Raw genomic sequence first — 20,717 nt, 5'->3', positions numbered from 1 at the left:
GTGCTGTAGAAGCAGCCCGCAATCGGGAGGGCGCTCAATGGCTGGGCCGACGGACGATGTGCAGCTGATTCCAACCGGCGTGAGGCGGATTAGCACGGATACCGAGCCCGACGAGCTAGTGCTGCCCGCGGAAACCGAACAACGGCTCGGCTGGATCGCGGACTGGCTTGTGCAGCCCTTGCCCGTGTTCCGTGAATGGGGCCTGCAGCGCTATATCGACGGCGGTCTGCGCGCGATCTTTCGCGGTCCGCCGGGCACGGGGAAGACGATGGCAGTGACGGCGCTCGGGCGGTCGACGGAACGACCCGTGCTCCAGGTCGACCCGCGTGCGATCGTCAGCAAATCTATCGGTGAGACCGAGAAGAACCTTCATCAGCTCTTCGACGTCGCGGCGGAGCAGAAAGCCATAATCTTGTTCGACGAGGCCGACGCATTGTTCGGAAAGCGGCCTCACTTGAAGGGCGCTCCCGACCACCACGCCAATGAGGAGATCGGTCATCTGCTGCGCCGCATCGAGCCCTACGAAGGACTCGCCATCGTCACCTCGAATGCGGCCGGCAAGCTGGACGAAGGCATCCTCAGCCGCATCGACCTGATTGTCGACTTTCCACTGCCGGACGAAGCTGCGCGCGCGCTCCTCTGGCGCAAGATTCTCGGGACCCTGAAACTCCCGCAAGGCAATGACGTGGATGTGGAGCGCCTTGCCGGCGAATTTGATTTTTCCGGCGTGGAGATCCTGCGCTGCGCGCGCCTCGCGGCAATGCTGGCGGCGGGTGGCGACAGGCCCGTGGACATGAACCTGCTCGAGTCGGCCGCCGCGCAGCGTGCGGCGATGCGCGGGAGTTGATCAGGCCGATCTGTAGAGCTCCGCCTCCAGCGCGGCGAAATTTGCGAAGCCCAGCGGCGCCGCGACTTTCTCCGCCCACAAATCGTCGATCCGCTCAGCGAGTGCGTGCGGAAGCTCGTCGCGATGGTTGCCCGCCTCGCTTCCCGCGCGCACCTTCGCGCTGTCGCTGCCGGGCGGAAGGCCGCCCTTGGTTTCGGACAGCTCCCGCATCATTGCGTCATCGAAGCGGTCCTTGTTCGCGAGCATGTACACGCGGCTGGTCCGCTCGAGCGCCAATTCCAGCAGCGCATCGTCGAGCGGGATGCCGGCAAACGCCGCCAGTCGGCGCAAATGGCCCGCCGGGTCGCGGACCATGTTCGCGTAGGTGAACAGCAGCACGTCCGGCTGCTCCCGCACCGCCCACCAGCTCAAAAGGTGGCTGAAATAGCCTTCGCCCTCGGGCCCGCCGCCGCTCGCCCAGCCTTCGAAGAAATCTTCCATCGGGACCGTGCCGGGTTCCAGGAACCAGCCCTCCATGAAGCGGTACATCGATACGAACGCATCCTTGGGATCGCGCAGCGGAACGACATAGCGCGCGCCCTTCGGCACCAGCGTGTAGCTCAAATGGCTCTTGAACCCGCGCGGCTCGGCGCGCTGCGGCGCGTTGAGGTCGATGCCGAGGATCGGGGCCATCTCGATCCACGGGACCACCCGCGAAACGTCGTCGAAATCCATGTCGCCGCCGGTGCGCAGCGTGTGGAACGCCTGCTGCAGCATGGTCGTGCCGCACTTGCCGTAGGGCGAGATGATGACGTCCGTCGGTAACGGGCAAAGCGGCGCCGCGGCATAAGCGGCGCGCGCCGCCGTCACGAACTTCTGCTGCCCCGTGCGGAACTCATCCATGCTGCGCGCACGCTGCCTGGTCGCGGTAGCCATTGGCGCCCCCTGTCCTGCGCGAGTGGAGTCTATGACTTTGACCGCAGCGGTCAATGTCGCGGCGCTAACCCCCTGATAACCCGCTGCTGCTAGGACGGGCGGGTGAGCAAGTTGAGCAAACCGACCGTCGAGCTGAAGCCGGCCGAGCGGCCGTCGCGCATCCGCCGCGACCCCGTGCCGCAAGTCGAGCAGAAATCGGTGCGCGCCTACCCCACCGAGCGCGAGATCTTTTTCACGGTCATCGGCGTTGTCCTGTTCGCGCTGGCGGTGGTGATCATCACGTTCGGGGTGAGCGACTTCACCAGCCACTAGCGGCGTCCCAAATCCTACGCTGTTGGATTTCGCCTAAGGGGAAGTTGACCAAGTTGACCGTGCGGCGCGAATCCTGAACGAAGCAGGGGCTGCTTCCAATTCCTCCACTTCGTGACCTACGAAGATTTGCGCAGGACCGCTCACTGCATCCGGCCCCAGCACATGGCGCATGCAAGCCGCTGTAGGAAAGGCCAATTTGCCCAGCGGGCATCAACCAAGGTTAACTGGCCACTGTCAGTGTGACCCGCTACGCATTGCGAAATTCATTGGGGCAATTCCGACATGGCCGACGGCCAAGCCTTCATCGATTTCTACGACGTGCTGCAGGTCAATCCCAACTGCGACGCGAAGATCCTGGAATCGGCCTACCACTACCTCGCCAAGATGTATCACCCGGACCATTCGGGGACCGAAGACAGCACGCGCTTCTATGAAGTGACCGAAGCTTACCGGGTCTTGAGGGATCCTGAGCGCCGCGCCGAATATGACACGCTGTACGAGCGCAACGTGCGGGGTTCCGAATATCGCTTCCCGACGAGCGAGGACGGCGCGATCGACGAGTCAGCGGCGCTCGACGATGCCGAGGACCATGCCAGGATCCTGATGTACCTTTACAAGCGGCGGAGGGAGCATGCGCAGGACGCGGGCGTCGTCGGCTTCTATCTCCAGAATATGCTGAATTGCTCGGACGAGCATTTCGAGTTCCTGAAGTGGTACCTCAAGGAAAAGGGCTTCGTCGCGGTCACCGAGCAGGGGACGCTGGCCATTACCATCCAGGGGGTCGACCACGTCATCTCGATGTCGCGGACCACGCGGGCCGAAAAGCTGCTCCTCTCGCAATCGAAAGATCGCGAAGACGGATGAGTTTGGCCTGATTCCGCCTTTTGCACCCATTGCGGGCAGGCGCTCATTGGCAAGCTCCTGTCGCAATCTGGCAAACCGACTTACGCCGCGCGCCATAACCTCACCGTTATTGGAAGGTGCGTGCCTTCGGCGCGCCCGCGCGGGGGAGGGGGACCGATGTGGCGTGAGCGGCATTCGTCAGTCGCCGACAGGCCGAGGCGCGTCAGGCGCAGGTCGCCAGGCCTGCTGGAGCTGGTTGGCTTGACGGCCCTTCTGATAGGCGTCGCCTTCCTGGTCCATTTCGGTTGGACGCTCCTGTGACGCTCATGCGCCGTGCCCCGCGGGCGCTGGTCCTGGTCTTGCTGGCCTCGGCGCAGCCTGGAGCGGCAGCCCCCGGCCGGCCGGTCGAATGGCGGGTCCAGGGCCTGGACGAGGTCCGGCTCGAAACGCTGATCCGCGACGCCGACAGCGGAGTCTCGGCATCGGGCGCATGTCAGCGCTTGAGCAATCCGATCGTCGTGACGCTCAACCGATCGATCGCGGGCGGACCTGAACTCAAGGTCGCGGCCGCCGTTCGATTCCATCCTTTCCGCGCGGCCTTCATCGTCGAGCCCGTCCGTTCGCCCCGCGACGGAACCCTGCAATTCGACAGGATGTCGACGCTGGCGGTCCACGGCAGAAGCTACCCGATCGACGATCCCGTGCTGGCCACGAGGGCCGAAGACTGCGGAGATCTTTGAGCCGAGACCGAACGGTCGCGGCGACCGGACTTTAGCTCGGTGGCTTCGGATGTTCATTGCGCGGCAAGCCCATACGGGGCAGGGTTTCGCGATGCCGATCGGCCTGCCAGTAGCACTCGCGCTTGCAGCGCAAGCCGCCGCAGCAGCGGCAGCGCCACCACCTCAAGCGCCGCCAGTCGAGGCAATGCACCAGGCCGCGACGGTCGCACCGGATGAGCCGCCGATAAATGTCGCCTCCGCCGATCCCTGCCCGACGCGGCCGAGCGCCGACACGCGCGAGATCGTCATCTGCGCCGAGCGCCAGGAGGGCTATCGCATCGATCCCGACATATTGACGGTGAAGCGCATGAACCGCGGCGGGCGGCCGGTCCGGCCGGGGCCGGAGAGCATCCCGGACACCGGAGCCTGCACCGTCGGCCCGCAGGGCTGCATGACGGCGGGCATCAACCTGGTGGGCGCGGCACTGACCGCCGCGGAGATGGCGAAGCGCGTCGCGGAGGGGAAGGAGATCGGCAGCATGTTCGTCACCGACCCGCAGCCGACCGAATATCAGCTCTACCTCGCCGCCAAGCATGCGCGCGAGCAGAAGGAGCTGGAGGCCAGGGGCAAGGCCGTCGCCAAGGCGGCAAGGGCGAAAGGGCCCTGACGGGAACGACCGCCGCGCCGCATCGCTTTCTTCGACATGGACAGGAAGATCATGTGTGCCGCGTTCGCGCCCTTGATGCTCGTCGCGTGCGAACAAGCTGCGATCCCCGGCAATGACGCGGTGTCGACGAACGAACCGACGCCCGCGACCGGGCCGAGCCCCAGCGCGGATACAAATCAGGGTCCCGAGCCCGAGCCGCCGGCGACTACTCAGCCGGACCTAAGGCCGCCCCTGCTGACGCCTGAGGCCGAGCGCGGGGAGAAAGGCGCGCGCAATGTGCTGCTGTCCTTCGCACGGGCGATCGAGCTGAAGGAATTCGCGCAGGCCTGGGCGCTGCTCAGCCCCGCCGACCAGGAGAAGTGGAGCAAGGCATCCTTCGCGGACATGTTCGCCGGCCTCGGCAAGATCACAGTCGCAATCCCGAGCGGGACGATGGGCGCCGCCGCGGGCTCCAGCTATTACACCGCGCCGGTCACAATCACCGCCAACGACAAGGACGGTCGCCCGGTGCGGATCGAGGGGGAGGCGGTGCTCCGCCGCGTCAATGACGTCGATGGCTCAACCGCAGAGCAGCGGCGGTGGCACTTCGAGAAGCTCACGCTCGACTGGACCCATTGAGCCGCCCACGCACGACATCCAGCGCATGTCGGGTTGAACCCGATTGTGCGCGGAAGGAGAGCAAGCTGAGCTGGGCCGCCGTTTCGAAAAGGGTGGCCCATGACCGACGCCGAAGTTCGCCGCGAACCCATTCTCCGGGTGATGCCGGGACCGACCGACATCAACGCCAACGGCCACATCTTCGGCGGCTGGGTGTTGAGCCAGATGGACATGGCGGGGGGCATCATCGCGCGGCTCCGCTCGGGAGGGCCGGTCGCAACGATTGCGATCGAGCGGATGGAGTTCATCGCCCCGATCCACCTGCGCGACCTGATCTCCGTCTATGCGGAGGTCGAAAGCGTCGGCCGGACGTCGATGAAGGTCCGGATCGAGGTGATGGCGTGGCGCAACAGCGGAGCGATCCGGATCAAGGTGACCGAAGGCCTGTTCACCTTCGTGGCGATCGACGACCAGGCGCGGCCGCGGCCCGTTCCCGCGGAATCGCCGGAAATGCCCTGAACTTCAGCCTCGGGGCTGGATTCCCGCCTGCGCGGGAATGACGAAAAGGGAGTGGCTCAAGCCGGTTCGGTCGCTTTCTGCGCGGGCGCAGCATGCGCGAACATGGCGCGGTCATATTGCGCGCGGCTGCTGATCGCGATGCGGTTCCAGGCGTTGATCTGCACCGCGGCGAGCGTCAGCCAGCCGATCTCCTCCTCGCTGAAATGGACTTTCAGCGCCTCATAGGCTTCGCGTGACGCGCCGCTGTCGGCGATCAAGGTCACCTCCTCGATCCAGGCGAAGGCGGCGCGCTCCTTTTCCGAATAGAGGGTCGATTCCTCCCATGCGTCGAGCAGGGTCAGCCGCTCGACCGGCTCGCCTTCGCGCAACGCCTCGTCGGTGTGCATGGCGATGCAATAAGCGCAGCCGTTGATCTGCGACGCGCGCAGCTTCAGCAGGTGCAGCAGCTTACGGTCGACATGCTGCATGATGAGGCCTTCGAGCTGCAGGAAGTGGCGGTAGGCGTCGGGCGCGATTTTCGCGACATCCATGCGCAGGGGTTCGGCGGCCATGGTCGGCTCCTTCGTCGGCTGGAGACTCCGGGCGATCACCTACTGCTGTGGGGGTGTGATTGCTATTGGGCTTTCGTTCGCTTGCAGGACCGGAGCCTTGCTCGGCTACCTAAGATTCAACCCTTAAGGCTGTTACAGTACGGATGGGTGATCTGGCAGTTTTGCGCCTGACCATCACCTCCATCTTTCTTCCTTAGCACGTGATCATAAGAAGCGGACTTGGTAGGGTCGAGATAGCCTCCGCAGAGGGGGCATGTGAGCGCCTGTTTGAAAGCTTCCCGCAGAAAAGCTGAACTTTTCGCGTCCTCTGAAAAATCAGCTCCTGGCTTTGATTGGATCGTATACAGTCTGCTTTCCAGCCCAAGAATCTCGGCGAAGGCGTTGGGGCTAATTTCCGCACCGGCTTGTGCTGCTGTCTCGATGATAAATGTCAGGACTTTCACGCCGCCATCGACGCGCAGCTTGCTGCCAAGGGCGGATAACAACAAAGTGATTATGCCTTTGTGTTCAATGAGCAGCCTTTCAACGTTCGCGCGCCGGTCGGTGAAGGTCTTGAACCAGTTTTTGTCATTGCGATGAGGCTGAACATCGCGAGCATCAGGGGCGGGTAATGTCGGCCTTTGGCGGTATAGAAGTAAACGAAGGGATGAAGGCCCAAGCTCTTAGGCTTGTTTCCGATCATTCGTGAGACGACCTGATCGAGTTCCTGCAGAACCTCAATGGTCGACTCACCACTCTCGTCGTCGGCGAAATCCTCTATGGGGCGGGAGTCGCGATCAGCGAGCTGAGCGAGAGTGATTAGAAGATCTAGTGCGTCTGTAACGGACGTCGTTCCTCCTAATGGCAAATCGATCGTTTTGATTGGCGAGCTCACTTCCGGCGAGAAAAGGGCTCGGTGAATCTCTTTCGCTTTTTGCGCGATCTTTCCTTGAGCCTCGTCCGGAAATTTTGACCAGTACTTGTGACCCGTTGCTGCCCGAACAACTGAACGTGCTGCGATGGCGGGCGGCTTGCGTCGGTTCTTTAAGATTCGAGTTTCGACAGGATCGAGAACGGAACCCTGGGTATTAATCTTGAAGAAGGACGATTCCGCTTTGTCCGCGTCGCCAACGATCCATTGCACCTGCAGACCACGAGTTGCGAAATTCATTATGCGCGGGTCCGGCGCATCGTCGTCATTCTGCGACGCAAGCTTCGCCTGAAAGTGCTGAAACGTACCAGCCTTGAGAAGTATCTCGCTGCGCGTTCGTCGCGCCAAAGTCTTTTGAGCGTTTGGGATTTCTCCCTTGAAGAATGTTAGCGATTTTGGTCCATCGCCGTAATCGTCTTGGGCCCAGGCCAAGAGTGCGCTCAAGCGGTGCCCGCCATCAATCACGAACACGTGCGTGTCCGATTTCCACAAAATTACGGCTGGTATCAATTCGCCGTACAGGAAGCTTTCTACGAGCATCGCAATTTGAGACGGCCGCCATTGGGTGGTCTCGCGTTGGAAATCGGGCTTTCGCAGTAATTTTGGGAGCCATGCACCGTCGCCGACAAGATCCTTGAGCGCGATCTTTTCGAAATTATCGGATGTCTGGGTCGCGGCTTTGGAATCATGCTCGCGAAGTCAGAGCGCATGATCATCGCATCGAGGTTCACAGTATTAAGTGCCATGTGTCGCTCCGCGCCATTCAGACGCAGGGACTGAGTGGCTGAATCATTGATTCGGCAGCCGCTATCCTCTTGAATTGTTGATAAACGTCAAGAAGTCGCCACAGTTATATTCTAGCTCGTGCGGCGTCGGTTTGCGCAGCAGCCTCATTCCATGCCGCGGAATACTCCGGACTAAGCGGTGTCTGCGGTTCTGTGAAGAATCGACCTAATCGAACTAAGGAACAACCATCCGCACCACCATCTTCAACGACCTTCGCGAAGTCATTGTATCCTTCCGCGCGATAGCGATGAGCGGCCCATTCGCGGGCTTGGTGAAGCCACCATTCCTCCTCGGTCATATCCTGAACGTCTTTCAATTGAAGCACCTCCGATGGAGATGTTCGACCAACGCGAGACGTTGGCGAAGTGTAGACACTTTTCCCTTTGGGCATCCTTGAAAGAGTGATCCGATCACTCCGCCGCCACTCCAGCAGCCTCGAACATGTCCGGCCCATCGCCCTGCGACGCATCGTTCGCGGCGGCGTCCGACTTGGCCTTCATGCGGCGGTCGAAATTGTCCCACACCTCGCCCCAGTTCCCGCGGGTCGCGGCCTTCGAATACTCCGTCGCGCGGGTCTCGAAGAAATTGGCGTGCTCGACGCCGTTGAGCAGAGGCGCGAGCCAGGGAAGCGGGTGCTCGTCGACCATGTAGACCGGAGCGAAGCCCAGCTGCCCCAGCCGCCAGTCGGCGATGTAGCGGATGTACTTCTTGATCTCCTTGGGGCTCATGCCGTTGACCGGCCCCATCTCGAACGCGAGGTCGATGAACGCATCTTCGAGCCGCACCGTCTTCTGGCAGACGTCGATGATGTCTTCCTTCACCGACTTGGTCAGGCAGTCGCGTTCCTTCACGAAGCTGTGGAACAGCTTGATGATGCCTTCGCAGTGAAGGCTCTCGTCGCGGACCGACCAGCTGACGATCTGGCCCATGCCCTTCATCTTGTTGAAGCGCGGGAAGTTCATCAGCATGGCGAAGCTGGCGAACAATTGCAGGCCTTCGGTGAAGCCGCCGAACATGGCCAGCGTCTTGGCGATGTCCTCGTCCGTGTCGACGCCGAAAGTGCTCAGGTAATCGTGCTTGTCCTTCATCTCCTTGTACTGGAGGAAGGCGCTATATTCGCTCTCCGGCATGCCGATCGTGTCGAGCAGGTGCGAGTAAGCCGCGATGTGGACCGTCTCCATGTTGGAGAAGGCCGTCAGCATCATCTTGATCTCGGTCGGCTTGAACACGCGGCCGTATTTGTCGTGGTAGCAATCCTGCACCTCGACGTCGGCCTGGGTGAAGAAGCGGAAGATTTGCGTCAGCAGGTTGCGCTCATGCGCGGTGAGCTTCTGCGCCCAGTCGCGGCAATCCTCGCCCAGCGGCACTTCCTCCGGCATCCAGTGGATCTGCTGCTGGCGCTTCCAATATTCGAACGCCCACGGATATTCGAAGGGCTTGTAGGTCTTGGATGCTTGCAGGAGCGGCATGCTTACTCTCCTTGAACTCTAGTCGCGGACGCGCACGACGCGGTCGCGGTAAACGGTGTGGGACTTGCGGGCGCCGACGCCGAACACGACGATGCCGAGGAAATAGCCGAAGTCGTACCAGCCGCCGTTGTTGGGGACGGCGTAGATCGCGACCTTGTCGACGAAGAGCGACACGATCCAGGCGACCGGGAAGATGAAGCCGTGCCACAGGCCGAGCCAGAAGCCGGGCGTGTTGGGCGCGACCGCATCCGCCGCTTGCGTCGCTGCGCAGGCGGCGAGCAGCATCAACGGCGCGAGGATGGCGAAGCGCTTCATAGCCGCGACGCCTCGATCTCCGCCTGGCTCGGATGATATTCGAGCAGGCCGAAGGCGTGGATCAGCAGGATCGCGGCGATGATCAGCAGCAGCACGGCGGTCTGGCTGCCGTAATTGCCGTCCTGCTTCGCGCGGCCGCGGTAAAGCCACACGGCACCCGCGCCGAGCGCGACTCCGGCCGCGATCTCGATGAAGGTGCCCATGGTCATTTGCGGAGCAGCTCCGCGCCGAACCAGACCGTGACCACGGCCGCGATCAGGTCGAGCGCGATCAACGCGACGAGCGCGCCGCCCGCGAACTTCAGCGCGCGCGACTGGCGGAAGGCGGCAGGGATCATTGGCATGCCAAACACTCGTCATAATCGGTGGTCGACGCGAGCTGGATTTCCTTGAGCTCCGGCGTGTTGTCGGCCTCGACCCCGCCAGCGAAACCGGCGCGCTGCACCGACTTGGAGCGGAGATAATAGAGCGACTTGATGCCCAGCTCCCACGCGCGGAAGTGCAGCATCATCAGGTCCCATTTGTCGACGTCGGCCGGGATGAACAGGTTGAGCGACTGCGCCTGGTCGATGAAGGGCGTGCGGTCGGCGGCAAGCTCGAGCAGCCAGCGCTGGTCGATCTCGAAGCTCGTCTTGAACACGTCCTTTTCTTCCTGCGTCAGGAAGTCGAGGTGCTGCACGCTTCCGCCATTCTCGAGGATCGAGTTCCAGACGGTCTGCGCGTCCTTCGCTTTCTCCTGCAGCAGGCGCTCCAGATATGGATTCTTGATCGAGAACGAACCCGACAATGTCTTGTGCGTGTAGATGTTGGCCGGGATCGGCTCGATGCAAGCCGAGGTGCCGCCGCAGATGATCGAGATCGACGCGGTCGGAGCGATCGCCATCTTGCAGCTGAAGCGCTCCATCACGCCCATGTCGGCGGCGTCGGGGCAGGGCCCGCGCTCTTTCGCAAGCATCATCGACGCCTGGTCGACCTGCGCGCGGATATGCTTGAAGATCTTGAGGTTCCAGCTCTTCGCCATCGCCCCTTCGAACGGGATGTTGCGTGCCTGCAGGAAGGAGTGGAAGCCCATGATCCCCAGGCCGACGCTGCGCTCGCGCTCCGCCGAATATTTGGCGCGCGCCATCTCGTCGGGAGCGCGGGCGATGTAGTCGCTAAGCACATTGTCGAGGAAGCGCATGACGTCCTCGATGAACTGCTTGTCGCCGTTCCACTGGTCCCAGGTCTCGACGTTGAGCGAGGACAGGCAGCAGACCGCGGTGCGGTCCGCGCCGAGATGGTCCTTGCCGGTCGGCAGCGTGATCTCCGAGCAGAGGTTCGACGTCGAAACCTTGAGGCCGAGATCGCGGTGATGCTTCGGCATCGACTTGTTCACCGCGTCGATGAAGATGATGTACGGCTCGCCGGTCGCGAGGCGGGTCTCGACCAGCTTCTGGAAGAGGCTGCGCGCATCGACCTTGCCGCGCTCGGATTGATCGCGGGGCGAGCGCAAGGTGAACTCCGAGCCGTCGCGCACCGCCTGCATGAACTCGTCGGTGACGAGCACGCCGTGGTGCAGGTTCAGCGCCTTGCGGTTGAAGTCGCCCGATGGTTTGCGGATCTCGAGGAACTCCTCGATCTCCGGATGCGAGATGTCGAGATAGCAGGCAGCCGATCCGCGGCGGAGCGAGCCCTGGCTGATCGCCAGCGTCAGGCTGTCCATCACGCGCACGAACGGGATGATGCCGCTGGTCTTGCCGTTGAGGCCGACCGGCTCCCCGATGCCGCGCACGCAGCCCCAATAAGTGCCGATGCCGCCGCCCTTCGAGGCCAGCCACACATTCTCGTTCCAGGTGCCGACGATGCCTTCGAGGCTGTCGGACACGCTGTTCAAATAGCAGCTGATCGGGAGGCCGCGCCCGGTGCCGCCGTTCGAGAGCACCGGCGTCGCGGGCATGAACCACAGCTTCGAGATGTAATCGTAGACGCGCTGCGCATGCTCCTGATCGTCGGAATAAGCCGCCGCGACTCGCGCGAAGAGGTCCTGGTAATTCTCGCCAGGAAGCAGGTAGCGGTCGCGCAAGGTTTCCTTGCCGAACTCGGTCAGCAACTCATCGCGAGCCGTGTCGGTCTCGACGTCGAACCTCGGCGCGTGCACCGCCTTGCTGCCGCTGGTGGTCGTCGTCGCGAGATCGTCGCTGGGGACTTGTGTACCGGTACTGAAATCCATCGCGCTTCCCCGTCCTGCATCAGCCCTTTCCAGGACTGCTTGTTCCTCAAATGTTCGACTCGGAGCCATGGCGGACATCCTAGTCCCTTTTGGCGCTTAACGGGGCTTTTCACATGCCTCGTCCCTGTGGAAATCGGGGACGAGTCGGCCCGTCACCGGAATATAGTGATTCCGGCGCCGAACACCAGTAATTGAGTGTTCCCCCTCTCGCGCTACTATCTATTGTGCCTCATCCGAATTTGGATGCAAGCAGGTAAATGATGGTTAACGCATTTTTTCCTGTGGATTTGCCGCAGCGCAACAACGGAGAGAGCGGCAGGCGCGACTATTCGGCGGCGGCAATTTCTTCGGTTAGCCCGAGGCGCTTCTTGGCGGCGGCGATCATGGCGATGAAGCGCGGATTGTCGCGCAGCGGGTCCATGTCCGGATCGATCTCCGCATGATGGATGTGTCCCGGGCTTTCGGACCGCTCGAAATATTCGTCGAGCAGCTCAAGCGCGCCGTCGAGGTCCGAATTCCGGAACGTCAGGCTGCAGGCGACATTGTAACGAACGCTGAGGTTGTCGGGGTCGAGCAGCAACGCGCGCTGCGTCCAGTCCTTCCCGCGCTCGACCTCGCCCATCATGATCAACGAGCTGGCGCCGCCAGCGATTGCCGCGCCGTTGGTGGGGTCTTTCGCGAGCACGCTTTCGGCGCGCTCGAGCGTGCGCCGCGCGGCTTCGAGCGCGGCAGCTTCATCGCCGATGCCGAGGTAACAGGATTGCAACATCAGGCAGCTGTGGAAGTCGCTGTCGGAGAGCTGCGCCGCCTTCTCATAATATCGAATGGAATCCTGCAGGCGGTCGAGCCGGAACATCAGCCGCGCGGCTTCACGGTTCACTTCCCATGAGTCCGGACTGAGCCTGAGCGCCTCCTCCAGTTCCTTGTCGGCGGCTTCGCGATCGCCCTGCTGCTCGAAGTTGCGGACCTTCACCGCATGCGCCTCGGCCAGGTTGGGATCGATCGCGAGGGCGCGCTCCGCGGCCGGCATCGGATCGTCCGGCTTGCCATGCCAGAAATGCAGCTCCGCCTGCGCAAGCGCCATCATTGCCCAAGCCTGCGCATAATTGGGATCGATCTTCACTGCTTCGCTGCAGATGCGGATGATGACCTCGTCCCGCCGGCTGTTGCCGTAGGTGCCGGTGAGCCAATGCTGACGGGCCATAAGATAGAGGTTGTACGCCTCGACGCTCGACGTCCCACGGCTCTCGATCGCGTTTTCTTCTTCCGGCAGCAGCTTGACCTTGAGGGCGCGCACGATCTCTTTCGAAATCTCGTCCTGGATTTCGAATATGTCGGTCAAGTCGCGGTCGTAGCGGTCGGCCCAGATATGATCGCCCGCCTTGCCGTCGATCAGCTGCGCCGTGATTCGCACGCGGTTTCCGGACTTGCGCACGCTGCCTTCGAGGACATGGTCGACGCCCAAGGTCTTCGCGACTTCCTTCACATCGACCGATTGACCTTTGAAGGTGAAAGCGGTGTTGCGCGCGACGACAGAAAGGGCCGAGACTTTCGACAGGTCGGTGATGATGTCCTCGCTGATCCCGTCGCTGAAATATTCCTGCTCGGTATCGCCGCTCATGTTCTGGAACGGAAGGACGCAGACGGAAAGTCGCCGCTCCCTCGCCTTTGCCTTGGACTCGGGCTTGGCCTCCGGCTCCTTGGGCTGAGCATCGCCGGCTTTTTGCGCAATCGCGAAGATGAGCTGGCTGAAATTGGGCGGATCGCCGGCGCCGTCCCAGGCGCCGAAGTCGATGGACTGGAACTGGCGGAAGCCGAGCGGCGGCTTGTCGGCGCCCATGATCACCGGAACCAGACGGCCGCTGTCGCGGCCTTCCGCCGCTTCGTCCTGCACCCAGGGCGAATCGATGGACGTCTTGGTCCACAGGACGACGACCGCATCGGCGCTCTTGAGTTCGCGGTCGATCTCGGAGGCGAAGCGCGACCCGCCCTGGATATGGTGGTCCCACCAGACCTGATGGCCGGCGCGCTCAATGCCGCCCGCCAATTGCTTGGCGGCGGGTGCATCGTCCCGGGCGTAGCTTAGGAAAACTCGCGCCATGGCCCCTCCGGCGGCGCCGTTGTGCGGCGAACGCTCAGTCCGCGCAAGAGGTTAGCTTAAATGAGGGGCTAACCTGTACCCTACCGCAGGCTCGTTGAGGATGAGCGCCGGCTGCTTTGGGTCTCTTTCCAGTTTCTGCCGAAGCGCGCGGATCGCGACCCTCAGATATTCGGTCTGGCCTTCCTGCGCCGGCCCCCAGGCCGCGCGGAGGAGGTGGTCGTGTGGGAGCACCCGGCCGGGATGCTTCGCGAGCTCCGCGAGCACCGCATATTCTTTCGGTGTCAGGTGCACCTCCTTGCCATCCCTGAATACGGAGCGGTGGAACAGGTCGATGGTGATGCCGGCAGCCTGCAGCGGCTTGCGGTCAGAATCCGCGCCGAGATCGAGCAGATTTTCGAGGTAGCGCTGAAGTTTGGCGACCTCGCTTCCAATCGACGAGACGGTCTCCTTGTCGCTGCTTCCCGCTCGCTTCAGTTCCCGCACCGCGCCGCCGATTGCGGCGACTGGCGGCCCGATGTCGTCGGAAATGGTCGAAAGCAGGACGGAACGAAGCCGATCGCGCTCTCGAAGGGCTGCGAAGTCCCGCGCCCCGGCTTCGAGCCGCGCGCGTTCCAGCGCCAAGGCGAGCTGGTCGAGCAGGCTCTGCAGGAGCGGCAACTGGTCCGCGGTTACGGGCGGCATGCCGTCATCGCGCGCCAGGCCTATGGCGGCGATGACATTCGATCCCGAACGGATTGGATGCAGCTGCCATTCGACGGTGGTGACCTTGGTGACGCCACGACCGGCAGATTGGCCGGTAGCGATGACGACGGCCGCCGCCGCGAGATCGCTGGGAGTCAAGCGGACCGAAGAAGGGCGAGCCGCGACCGGCCTCGGTTCCGCATCTCCGGCCAGGAGAACGGCATTGCATTCGAACAGCACCGAGAGATCGTCGACGCCTGCATCGGCGATCTCCTGCTCGGTCGTGCAAGACAGCAGTCGCCGGGCGAACCCAGCGATCGTCGCGTTCCGCGCCGCGTGAGCATTCGCGAGTTCGGCTTGCTTGCGAATGGACGCGGCAAGATGACTTGTGACGACCGCCACCAGAAACAGGATGATGACGGTCACAACATCGGCCGGGCTGTGGATACGGAACGTGTGGTAGGGCGCCGTAAAGAAATAATTGTAGGCCAGCGCCGAAGCGGCCGCTGCGACGAGAGATGGGCCCAGTCCGGCCAGCACTGCGGCACCGAGCACCGCTGGCAGGTAAACGAGGTCGACCGCGGAATTGCCCCAACGGGGAGCCAGCACCAGACCGGTGAGGGTCGAGGCCGCCACCATAAGAGCGGCAGCGGCATAGCCGCGCAAACCGCCGGCCCTGTTTCCAAGGACTCCAGTCATGCGCGCCAGATGCGCCTGCAACGGTCGTTCGTCGAGGGCGGCAGAACCGATTGCCCTGTGTTTCCTTACGCCACCCGCATGAAATCCACATAGAATCTTTACGCGCCTGAACCGCACATCAGCGGCCATCATGGCGACCATTGCTGAACCACCCGCCGCGTCAGTCGCGAGCGGCGGACCCCACAGGCATTCGCTCCCGGCGCTCATGCTCGGCGCGATCGGAGTCGTTTATGGCGACATCGGCACCTCCCCGCTTTACGCGATGAAGGAAAGCTTCATCGGGCCCCATCCGCTCGCGGTCGATCGGCTGCACATCTTCGGCGTGCTCAGCCTGATCTTCTGGTCGTTGATGGTCATCGTCACGCTCAAATATGTGCTGGTGGCGATGCGCGCGGATAATAGGGGCGAGGGCGGCTCGTTCGCTTTGCTCGCGCTGATCTCCCGCAACCTGGGTGAGAAGCGCTGGACCTACGGCCTTGTCGTGCTGGGAGTGCTCGCGACCTCGCTCTTCTATGGCGACGCGATGATCACGCCGGCGATCTCGGTGCTCTCGGCCGTCGAGGGGCTCAACATCGTCAATCCGGCATTCGGCCACCTGGTGCTTCCGATCTCGGTGGTGATCCTCGTTGCCCTGTTCTTCGTCCAATCGCACGGGACGGCGCGCGTCGGAGCGATTTTCGGCCCCGTCGTGCTCATCTATTTCGCGGCGCTGGCCGCGCTCGGTGTTGCGAATATCATCAGTCATCCAGAGATCATCGAGATCGTCAGCCCGCACTGGGCGGTGCGCTTCTTCCTCCACGACCAGACGCTGGCTTTCCTTGCCATGGGCTCGGTCTTTCTCGCGGTGACCGGTGCGGAAACGCTCTATGCCGACATGGGTCACTTCGGCCGCAGGGCCATCGGCTTTTCCTGGCTCACCCTCGTCTATCCCTGCCTGATGCTCAACTATATGGGCCAGGGAGCGCTCCTGCTCGGCAACCCCGAAGCCGTCGCGAACCCCTTCTATCTGATGGCGCCGGAATGGGCGCGCCTTCCACTCGTGTTCATCGCAACGGCCGCCACCATCATCGCCAGCCAGGCGGTCATCTCGGGCGCATTTTCCGTCACGCACCAGGCGGTCCAGCTCGGCTTTCTGCCACGCCTGAGGACCGAGCATACGAGCGAGAGAGCGGCGGGCCAGATCTACATTCCCGCAGTCAACTGGGGGCTGCTCGTGATGATCGTCCTCCTGGTGCTTGGCTTCCGCGAGTCCACCAAGCTCGCATCGGCCTATGGCATCGCGGTCAGCGGGACGATGATCATAACCACGGTCATGCTGGCCGTGCTGATCTTCCAGGTATGGAAATGGAACCGCGTGCTCGCGAGCTTGGTCATCGGGACCTTCGCGCTGGTCGACGGCAGCTTCTTCGCGTCAAACCTTTCCAAGATCGCCGACGGGGGCTGGTTCCCGCTCGTGGTCGCCGCGGTCATCTTCACCGTTCTCACGACATGGGCGACCGGCCGGAGGTTGCTGCGCGAAAGGCTCGAGCATGACTCGATCCCCCTTGAGGTCTTCATCAAGTCGGCCGCCAGATCGGTGCATCGCGTGCGCGGTACGTCGGTGTTCCTGTCGGCGTCGGCGGACGTCGTTCCCTCGGCGCTTCTGCACAACCTCAAGCACAACCAGGTACTCCACGAGCGAGTTATCATCCTCAATGTCAGCGTCGAGGAAGTGCCCCATGTTGCGCCCGAGCAAAGGCTGGAGTTTCACGACGCAGGACAGGGCTTCTGCCGGGTGATCCTGCACTATGGGTTCATGGACGAGGTCGACATTCCGCAAGCCCTGACCAGCATGCACTCCACCGGCGGATTCGACATGATGAGCACGAGTTTCTTCCTCGGCCGGCAAAAGCTGATCGCGACGAGGGAAGAGCCCGGAATGGCTCTCTGGCGCGAGCAGCTGTTCGCCTTCATGATGCGCACGTCGGAAAGCGCGATGGAGTTCTTCAAGCTTCCGACCAACCGTGTGGTCGAGCTGGGGAGCCAATTGCGTATATGAGATGGCTGGTTGCGGCGGCATTGCTGGCGGTCCCTGCGGCGACAGCGGCCGCCGACATCGAACCGATCTGCGCAGACCGGCCAGCGAAAGGCACGGGCACTTGCACCGTTCCCGCGGGGCATCTGCAGGTCGAGACGGATCTCGCCGACTGGACCTCCGATAAGACCGGCGGCTTCGAGACGGATTACACGGTGATCGGCGCGACGATGCTGAAGTACGGAATCGGCAGCCGCGCCGACGTCGAAATCGGGATCGTGCCGTTCGAGAGCCTGCGCGTGAAAGGCGGCGCGGGCAGCGAGCGCGCTTCCGGAATCGGCGACACGGTCGTCAGGGCCAAGGTCCGGCTGACGAACGATGACAGCGCGCTGCAAGCCGCGATCGACCCGTTCGTAAAGATACCGACCGCCAAGCACGATCTCGGCAACCGCAAGGTCGAAGCGGGGCTGGTGGTGCCGCTCGGGCTGTCGCTGGGCGGAGCGTTCAGCCTCGCATCCTCGCCGGAGATCGACTTGCGGTCAGATGCGGATGGCCACGGCCATCATGCAGCGATGATTCAAATGATCGACGTCGGCATCGCCGCGACGCCTAAGCTCTCGCTGACCGCCGAGCTGTGGGGCCAGTGGGATTGGAACCCCGGGGCGACGATCAGGCAATATTCCGCGGACGCAGCGGTCGCATATCTGCTGAGCGATAATGTACAGCTGGATGGCGGCGCCAACTTCGGGCTCAACCGGCAGACTCCGGACGTCGAGATTTATACGGGTGTGTCGGCGCGCTTTTGAGAGGTAAATCCGTTACTTCGCGTGTATCGTGCGCGCGCGAAACATGGAGAACGGACATGACCGGTATCCTCGGCAAGTTCCACGTCGAACATGGCGCATATGGCGCACGGATAGTGACGCGGACGCAGCATCTCTCTGGCGATTGCAACGAAGAACGGGAAGTCGACGAAGCCATTCAGATGTTGAAAGACGACATCGACGCGTGTGGCAGGGAGATGAAAAGGCTGCTCGAGGTCAACCGCCGCGGATCTTTGTTCGAGGGCTGGCCTTCGCCAAAGGACATGCAGGACGCCTGAGCGAGGTCAGGCGCTCAGCATCTTCTTAACGCCGCGCGCCGCCTGCCGCAGCCGCTGCTCGTTCTCCACCAGCGCGATGCGAACGAAGCCTTCGCCTTCCTCTCCGAAACCGACGCCCGGCGCGACTGCCACATGAGCCTCGGTCAGAAGCCGCTTTGAGAATTCCATCGAGCCCAGGTCGCGGAAGCGCTCCGGAATCGGCACCCAGGCAAACATCGAGGCTTGCGGGACCGGAATGTCCCAACCCGCGCGGCCGAAGCTTTCGACGAGGACGTCCCGGCGCTTCCTGTAGAGCGCGCGGTTATAGTCGACGATGTCCTGCGGTCCGTTGAGCGCGGCCACCGCCGCGGCCTGCACCGGCGTGAACGCGCCATAATCGAGATAGGATTTCACGCGCGCCAAAGCCTCGATCAGGCGAGCATTGCCGACCGCGAATCCGATGCGCCACCCCGCCATGGAATAGGTCTTCGACATCGACGTGAACTCGACCGCGACGTCCTTCGCGCCGTCGACCTGCAGGATCGAAGGCGTCGGCGTGCCGCCGAAATAGATTTCGGCATAAGCGAGGTCGGAGATGACGATCAGCTCATGCTCGCGCGCGAACGCGACGAGCTTCTCGTAAAAAGGAAGGTCGGCGACATAAGCGGTCGGATTGGACGGATAGCCGACCACGAGCACCTTCGGCCGGGGGACGGTGTAGCGCATCGCCATGTTAAGCCGATGGAAGAAATCCTCGCCGGGGGCGGCGGGGATCGAGCGGATGGCGGCGCCCGCGATGATGAAGCCGAAGGTGTGGATCGGGTAGGAGGGATTGGGCGCGAGCACCACGTCGCCTGGCGCAGTGATCGCCTGGGCGAGGTTCGCGAGCCCTTCCTTCGACCCCAACGTCACAATCACTTCCCTGTCCGGATCGAGGCTCACGCCGAAGCGGCGCTGGTAATAAGCCGCTTGCGCCTTCCTGAGGCCGGGGATGCCGCGGCTGGCCGAATAGCGATGGGCGTTCGGCTTGGCGGCGACCTCGGCGAGCTTGTCGATCACGTGGCGGGGCGGAGCACCGTCCGGGTTGCCCATGCCGAGATCGACGATGTCCTCGCCGCGCACTCGCGCTGCGGCTTTCATCGCATTGACCTCGGCAAAGACATACGGAGGCAGGCGGCGGATTCGGTAGAATTCTTCGGTCATCGCCGGCCGTCATGCCGCCGATGCTGCACTGCGGCAAGCGGTCCAATGTCGGACGCTCGACTTTGAATTAACTTGAGATTAAATTGCTGCGTCGCCGAAAGGCAGCAAACGGGGGTATTCATGAAAGTCTATCTGCTCGCGGGGGCCGCGCTGGCCCTCATCGCCGCTCCGGCGAACGCTCGCGATAATGCGGCTTATTTCGGTATCGAGATTGGTGGAATGTTCGCGAACGATTCCGACGTCCAGCTCGACGGCAACGACTTCGTCAAAATCGATCACAAGTTCGGCGTCGATGGCGACCTGATCGCCGGTTACGACTTTGGCATGTTCCGCGCGGAGATCGAGGGCAGCCACAAATGGGCGAAGCATGACGATTATTCATTCGTCAGCGACGATGTCGACTTCCCCTGCTTCTCCATCGGCGACGATGAATGCAGCGACGGCCACAGCCGCGCTTATTCGCTGATGGCGAACGCCATGGTCGATTTCGGAAAGGACGAGAACGTCAATTTCTACCTCGGCGGCGGCCTTGGCATCGCTTGGGTACGGCAGACGTTCAACGATCCCGCGAACAACGCCGACATCGAGGATAGCGGCCTCGCCTGGCAGCTGATCGCCGGCGTGCGCGCACCGGTATGGCGCCATTTCGACCTCGGTCTGAAGTATCGCTATTTCAGCGCTGGCAGCATCAGCGATCATTTCCTCGTCAATGACCTGGACAGCGAGTTCAAGTCTCACAGCCTGCTCGCGAGCCTGATCTATAATTATAACGCGCGCGAGGCGCCGCTTCCGCCTCCGCCACCGCCGCCTCCGCCACCTCCGCCGGCAACGCAGACGTGCCCGGACGGCTCCGTAGTGCTGGTCACGGATACGTGCCCGATGCCTCCGCCTCCGCCGCCTCCGCCGCCTCCGGCTCCGGAACGCGGCTTCTGATGACTAGATGGGGCCGCTGACGGAGGTCTCGGCCCCATCGATGTCGCGTAGGCGCGCGATGTGCATCCCGTGCATTTCGGTGGGTGCTTGAGTGAAGGCCAGACCGAGTTCGTCACGGCGGTCATAGAATTCACCAAGACTTTCTGCAGCGAAGCCCAGCTGGACGGTACCTGGCGCATGCGCATCAGACGCGGCGTGTAGCGCCAGCGTCGTCTGACCGGTCGCGAACTCGCTCCAAAACGGAGACTGGAACTTAAGCTCGAGACCGAGGACGTCGCGATGGAAGGCAATGGCCTTGTCCATGTCGGCAACATATTTGATCGCGTAAGCGAGGTTCATCGCTAGTC

The 20,717-nt window shown here is 62.7% G+C and carries 24 protein-coding genes; 11 read left to right on the top strand and 13 right to left on the bottom strand.

Annotated features, from left to right (window positions below):
- Positions 1-37 precede the first annotated feature (37 nt).
- Entirely contained in the window at positions 38-847 is an 810-nt protein-coding gene (locus LZ538_RS03190; protein ID WP_249830545.1) for an ATP-binding protein, read from the top strand.
- Here LZ538_RS03190 and LZ538_RS03185 read toward each other — a convergent pair whose 3' ends face one another.
- On the bottom strand, positions 848-1,762 hold the full coding sequence (locus LZ538_RS03185) for a sulfotransferase domain-containing protein (RefSeq protein ID WP_249830544.1): 915 nt from the start codon (positions 1,760-1,762) through the stop codon (positions 848-850). It abuts the gene before it with no gap.
- Between the two features lie 102 nt (positions 1,763-1,864).
- On the opposite strand from LZ538_RS03185, the gene LZ538_RS03180 reads away from it, so the two are divergent.
- From LZ538_RS03180 to LZ538_RS03155, 6 genes are all read left to right on the top strand, one after another.
- Entirely contained in the window at positions 1,865-2,074 is a 210-nt protein-coding gene (locus LZ538_RS03180; protein ID WP_249830543.1) for a hypothetical protein, read from the top strand.
- Between the two features lie 282 nt (positions 2,075-2,356).
- Positions 2,357-2,938, top strand: coding sequence for a J domain-containing protein (locus tag LZ538_RS03175; RefSeq protein WP_249830542.1), 582 nt, complete (start codon positions 2,357-2,359; stop codon positions 2,936-2,938).
- A 305-nt stretch (positions 2,939-3,243) separates the two neighbouring features.
- Positions 3,244-3,657, top strand: a complete 414-nt coding sequence (locus LZ538_RS03170; RefSeq protein WP_249830541.1) for a hypothetical protein — start codon at positions 3,244-3,246, stop codon at positions 3,655-3,657.
- A 91-nt stretch (positions 3,658-3,748) separates the two neighbouring features.
- Entirely contained in the window at positions 3,749-4,303 is a 555-nt protein-coding gene (locus LZ538_RS03165) for a hypothetical protein (protein ID WP_249830540.1), read from the top strand.
- A gap of 51 nt (positions 4,304-4,354) precedes the next feature.
- Positions 4,355-4,921: a hypothetical protein gene (locus LZ538_RS03160; RefSeq protein ID WP_249830539.1), complete on the top strand. Its 567-nt coding sequence runs from the start codon at positions 4,355-4,357 to the stop codon at positions 4,919-4,921.
- A 99-nt stretch (positions 4,922-5,020) separates the two neighbouring features.
- Positions 5,021-5,419: an acyl-CoA thioesterase gene (locus LZ538_RS03155; protein WP_249830538.1), complete on the top strand. Its 399-nt coding sequence runs from the start codon at positions 5,021-5,023 to the stop codon at positions 5,417-5,419.
- A gap of 56 nt (positions 5,420-5,475) precedes the next feature.
- Here LZ538_RS03155 and LZ538_RS03150 read toward each other — a convergent pair whose 3' ends face one another.
- The 10 genes from LZ538_RS03150 to LZ538_RS03105 all read right to left on the bottom strand — a co-directional run bounded on the left by LZ538_RS03150 (position 5,476) and on the right by LZ538_RS03105 (position 15,139).
- On the bottom strand, positions 5,476-5,970 hold the full coding sequence (locus LZ538_RS03150; protein WP_249830537.1) for a carboxymuconolactone decarboxylase family protein: 495 nt from the start codon (positions 5,968-5,970) through the stop codon (positions 5,476-5,478).
- A gap of 116 nt (positions 5,971-6,086) precedes the next feature.
- A complete protein-coding gene (locus LZ538_RS03145; protein ID WP_249830536.1) occupies positions 6,087-6,458 on the bottom strand; it encodes an HNH endonuclease in 372 nt (123 codons plus the stop codon).
- 5 nt (positions 6,459-6,463) lie between these two features.
- On the bottom strand, positions 6,464-7,477 hold the full coding sequence (locus LZ538_RS03140; RefSeq protein WP_283937605.1) for a DUF262 domain-containing protein: 1,014 nt from the start codon (positions 7,475-7,477) through the stop codon (positions 6,464-6,466).
- 599 nt (positions 7,478-8,076) lie between these two features.
- Positions 8,077-9,135, bottom strand: a complete 1,059-nt coding sequence (locus LZ538_RS03135; protein WP_249830534.1) for a ribonucleotide-diphosphate reductase subunit beta — start codon at positions 9,133-9,135, stop codon at positions 8,077-8,079.
- A gap of 18 nt (positions 9,136-9,153) precedes the next feature.
- On the bottom strand, positions 9,154-9,450 hold the full coding sequence (locus LZ538_RS03130; RefSeq protein ID WP_249830533.1) for a hypothetical protein: 297 nt from the start codon (positions 9,448-9,450) through the stop codon (positions 9,154-9,156).
- A complete protein-coding gene (locus LZ538_RS03125; RefSeq protein ID WP_249830532.1) occupies positions 9,447-9,659 on the bottom strand; it encodes a hypothetical protein in 213 nt (70 codons plus the stop codon). The genes LZ538_RS03130 and LZ538_RS03125 overlap by 4 nt, the downstream gene beginning before the upstream one ends.
- On the bottom strand, positions 9,656-9,793 hold the full coding sequence (locus LZ538_RS03120) for a hypothetical protein (protein ID WP_249830531.1): 138 nt from the start codon (positions 9,791-9,793) through the stop codon (positions 9,656-9,658). Before LZ538_RS03120 ends, LZ538_RS03125 begins: the two co-directional genes overlap by 4 nt.
- A complete protein-coding gene (locus LZ538_RS03115; protein WP_249830530.1) occupies positions 9,784-11,658 on the bottom strand; it encodes a ribonucleoside-diphosphate reductase subunit alpha in 1,875 nt (624 codons plus the stop codon). Before LZ538_RS03115 ends, LZ538_RS03120 begins: the two co-directional genes overlap by 10 nt.
- Before the next feature lie 325 nt (positions 11,659-11,983).
- Complete coding sequence (locus LZ538_RS03110) at positions 11,984-13,759, bottom strand: TIR domain-containing protein (RefSeq protein WP_249830529.1); 1,776 nt, start codon at positions 13,757-13,759, stop codon at positions 11,984-11,986.
- A 51-nt stretch (positions 13,760-13,810) separates the two neighbouring features.
- Positions 13,811-15,139 (bottom strand): DUF4118 domain-containing protein, encoded by a 1,329-nt coding sequence (locus LZ538_RS03105; RefSeq protein ID WP_249830528.1) that lies wholly within the window; start codon positions 15,137-15,139, stop codon positions 13,811-13,813.
- 130 nt (positions 15,140-15,269) lie between these two features.
- On the opposite strand from LZ538_RS03105, the gene LZ538_RS03100 reads away from it, so the two are divergent.
- Genes LZ538_RS03100 through LZ538_RS03090 form a run of 3 tightly spaced genes read left to right on the top strand, consistent with a single transcriptional unit; the run spans position 15,270 to position 18,255 of the window.
- Positions 15,270-17,177: a potassium transporter Kup gene (locus LZ538_RS03100; RefSeq protein ID WP_430741940.1), complete on the top strand. Its 1,908-nt coding sequence runs from the start codon at positions 15,270-15,272 to the stop codon at positions 17,175-17,177.
- Complete coding sequence (locus LZ538_RS03095) at positions 17,174-17,959, top strand: transporter (RefSeq protein ID WP_249830527.1); 786 nt, start codon at positions 17,174-17,176, stop codon at positions 17,957-17,959. Before LZ538_RS03100 ends, LZ538_RS03095 begins: the two co-directional genes overlap by 4 nt.
- A gap of 56 nt (positions 17,960-18,015) precedes the next feature.
- Positions 18,016-18,255 (top strand): hypothetical protein, encoded by a 240-nt coding sequence (locus LZ538_RS03090; RefSeq protein ID WP_249830526.1) that lies wholly within the window; start codon positions 18,016-18,018, stop codon positions 18,253-18,255.
- Between the two features lie 6 nt (positions 18,256-18,261).
- Here LZ538_RS03090 and LZ538_RS03085 read toward each other — a convergent pair whose 3' ends face one another.
- A complete protein-coding gene (locus LZ538_RS03085; protein WP_249830525.1) occupies positions 18,262-19,437 on the bottom strand; it encodes an LL-diaminopimelate aminotransferase in 1,176 nt (391 codons plus the stop codon).
- 120 nt (positions 19,438-19,557) lie between these two features.
- Here LZ538_RS03085 and LZ538_RS03080 point away from each other — a divergent pair, with 120 nt between their 5' ends.
- On the top strand, positions 19,558-20,370 hold the full coding sequence (locus tag LZ538_RS03080) for an outer membrane protein (protein WP_249830524.1): 813 nt from the start codon (positions 19,558-19,560) through the stop codon (positions 20,368-20,370).
- A gap of 3 nt (positions 20,371-20,373) precedes the next feature.
- Here LZ538_RS03080 and LZ538_RS03075 read toward each other — a convergent pair whose 3' ends face one another.
- Entirely contained in the window at positions 20,374-20,709 is a 336-nt protein-coding gene (locus tag LZ538_RS03075; protein WP_249830523.1) for a VOC family protein, read from the bottom strand.
- Between the last annotated feature and the right edge of the window lie 8 nt (positions 20,710-20,717).

The organism is Sphingomonas hankyongi (assembly GCF_023516575.1).
Classification (GTDB): domain Bacteria; phylum Pseudomonadota; class Alphaproteobacteria; order Sphingomonadales; family Sphingomonadaceae; genus Sphingomicrobium; species Sphingomicrobium hankyongi.
Note: the sequence above shows the minus strand (reverse complement) of the source record. Positions and strands in the feature narration are given on the sequence as shown.

Excerpts from the sequence above, each read along its gene's own strand:
- LZ538_RS03190 (WP_249830545.1), top strand. The coding sequence starts at position 38 with ATGGCTGGGCCGACGGACGATGTGCAGCTGATTCCAACCGGCGTGAGG.
- LZ538_RS03185 (WP_249830544.1), bottom strand. The coding sequence starts at position 1,762 with ATGGCTACCGCGACCAGGCAGCGTGCGCGCAGCATGGATGAGTTCCGC.
- LZ538_RS03175 (WP_249830542.1), top strand. The coding sequence starts at position 2,357 with ATGGCCGACGGCCAAGCCTTCATCGATTTCTACGACGTGCTGCAGGTC.
- LZ538_RS03170 (WP_249830541.1), top strand. The coding sequence starts at position 3,244 with ATGCGCCGTGCCCCGCGGGCGCTGGTCCTGGTCTTGCTGGCCTCGGCG.
- LZ538_RS03165 (WP_249830540.1), top strand. The coding sequence starts at position 3,749 with ATGCCGATCGGCCTGCCAGTAGCACTCGCGCTTGCAGCGCAAGCCGCC.
- LZ538_RS03160 (WP_249830539.1), top strand. The coding sequence starts at position 4,355 with ATGTGTGCCGCGTTCGCGCCCTTGATGCTCGTCGCGTGCGAACAAGCT.
- LZ538_RS03155 (WP_249830538.1), top strand. The coding sequence starts at position 5,021 with ATGACCGACGCCGAAGTTCGCCGCGAACCCATTCTCCGGGTGATGCCG.
- LZ538_RS03150 (WP_249830537.1), bottom strand. The coding sequence starts at position 5,970 with ATGGCCGCCGAACCCCTGCGCATGGATGTCGCGAAAATCGCGCCCGAC.
- LZ538_RS03135 (WP_249830534.1), bottom strand. The coding sequence starts at position 9,135 with ATGCCGCTCCTGCAAGCATCCAAGACCTACAAGCCCTTCGAATATCCG.
- LZ538_RS03130 (WP_249830533.1), bottom strand. The coding sequence starts at position 9,450 with ATGAAGCGCTTCGCCATCCTCGCGCCGTTGATGCTGCTCGCCGCCTGC.
- LZ538_RS03125 (WP_249830532.1), bottom strand. The coding sequence starts at position 9,659 with ATGACCATGGGCACCTTCATCGAGATCGCGGCCGGAGTCGCGCTCGGC.
- LZ538_RS03120 (WP_249830531.1), bottom strand. The coding sequence starts at position 9,793 with ATGCCAATGATCCCTGCCGCCTTCCGCCAGTCGCGCGCGCTGAAGTTC.
- LZ538_RS03115 (WP_249830530.1), bottom strand. The coding sequence starts at position 11,658 with ATGGATTTCAGTACCGGTACACAAGTCCCCAGCGACGATCTCGCGACG.
- LZ538_RS03110 (WP_249830529.1), bottom strand. The coding sequence starts at position 13,759 with ATGGCGCGAGTTTTCCTAAGCTACGCCCGGGACGATGCACCCGCCGCC.
- LZ538_RS03105 (WP_249830528.1), bottom strand. The coding sequence starts at position 15,139 with ATGACTGGAGTCCTTGGAAACAGGGCCGGCGGTTTGCGCGGCTATGCC.
- LZ538_RS03100 (WP_430741940.1), top strand. The coding sequence starts at position 15,270 with ATGGCGACCATTGCTGAACCACCCGCCGCGTCAGTCGCGAGCGGCGGA.
- LZ538_RS03095 (WP_249830527.1), top strand. The coding sequence starts at position 17,174 with ATGAGATGGCTGGTTGCGGCGGCATTGCTGGCGGTCCCTGCGGCGACA.
- LZ538_RS03090 (WP_249830526.1), top strand. The coding sequence starts at position 18,016 with ATGACCGGTATCCTCGGCAAGTTCCACGTCGAACATGGCGCATATGGC.
- LZ538_RS03085 (WP_249830525.1), bottom strand. The coding sequence starts at position 19,437 with ATGACCGAAGAATTCTACCGAATCCGCCGCCTGCCTCCGTATGTCTTT.
- LZ538_RS03080 (WP_249830524.1), top strand. The coding sequence starts at position 19,558 with ATGAAAGTCTATCTGCTCGCGGGGGCCGCGCTGGCCCTCATCGCCGCT.
- LZ538_RS03075 (WP_249830523.1), bottom strand. The coding sequence starts at position 20,709 with ATGAACCTCGCTTACGCGATCAAATATGTTGCCGACATGGACAAGGCC.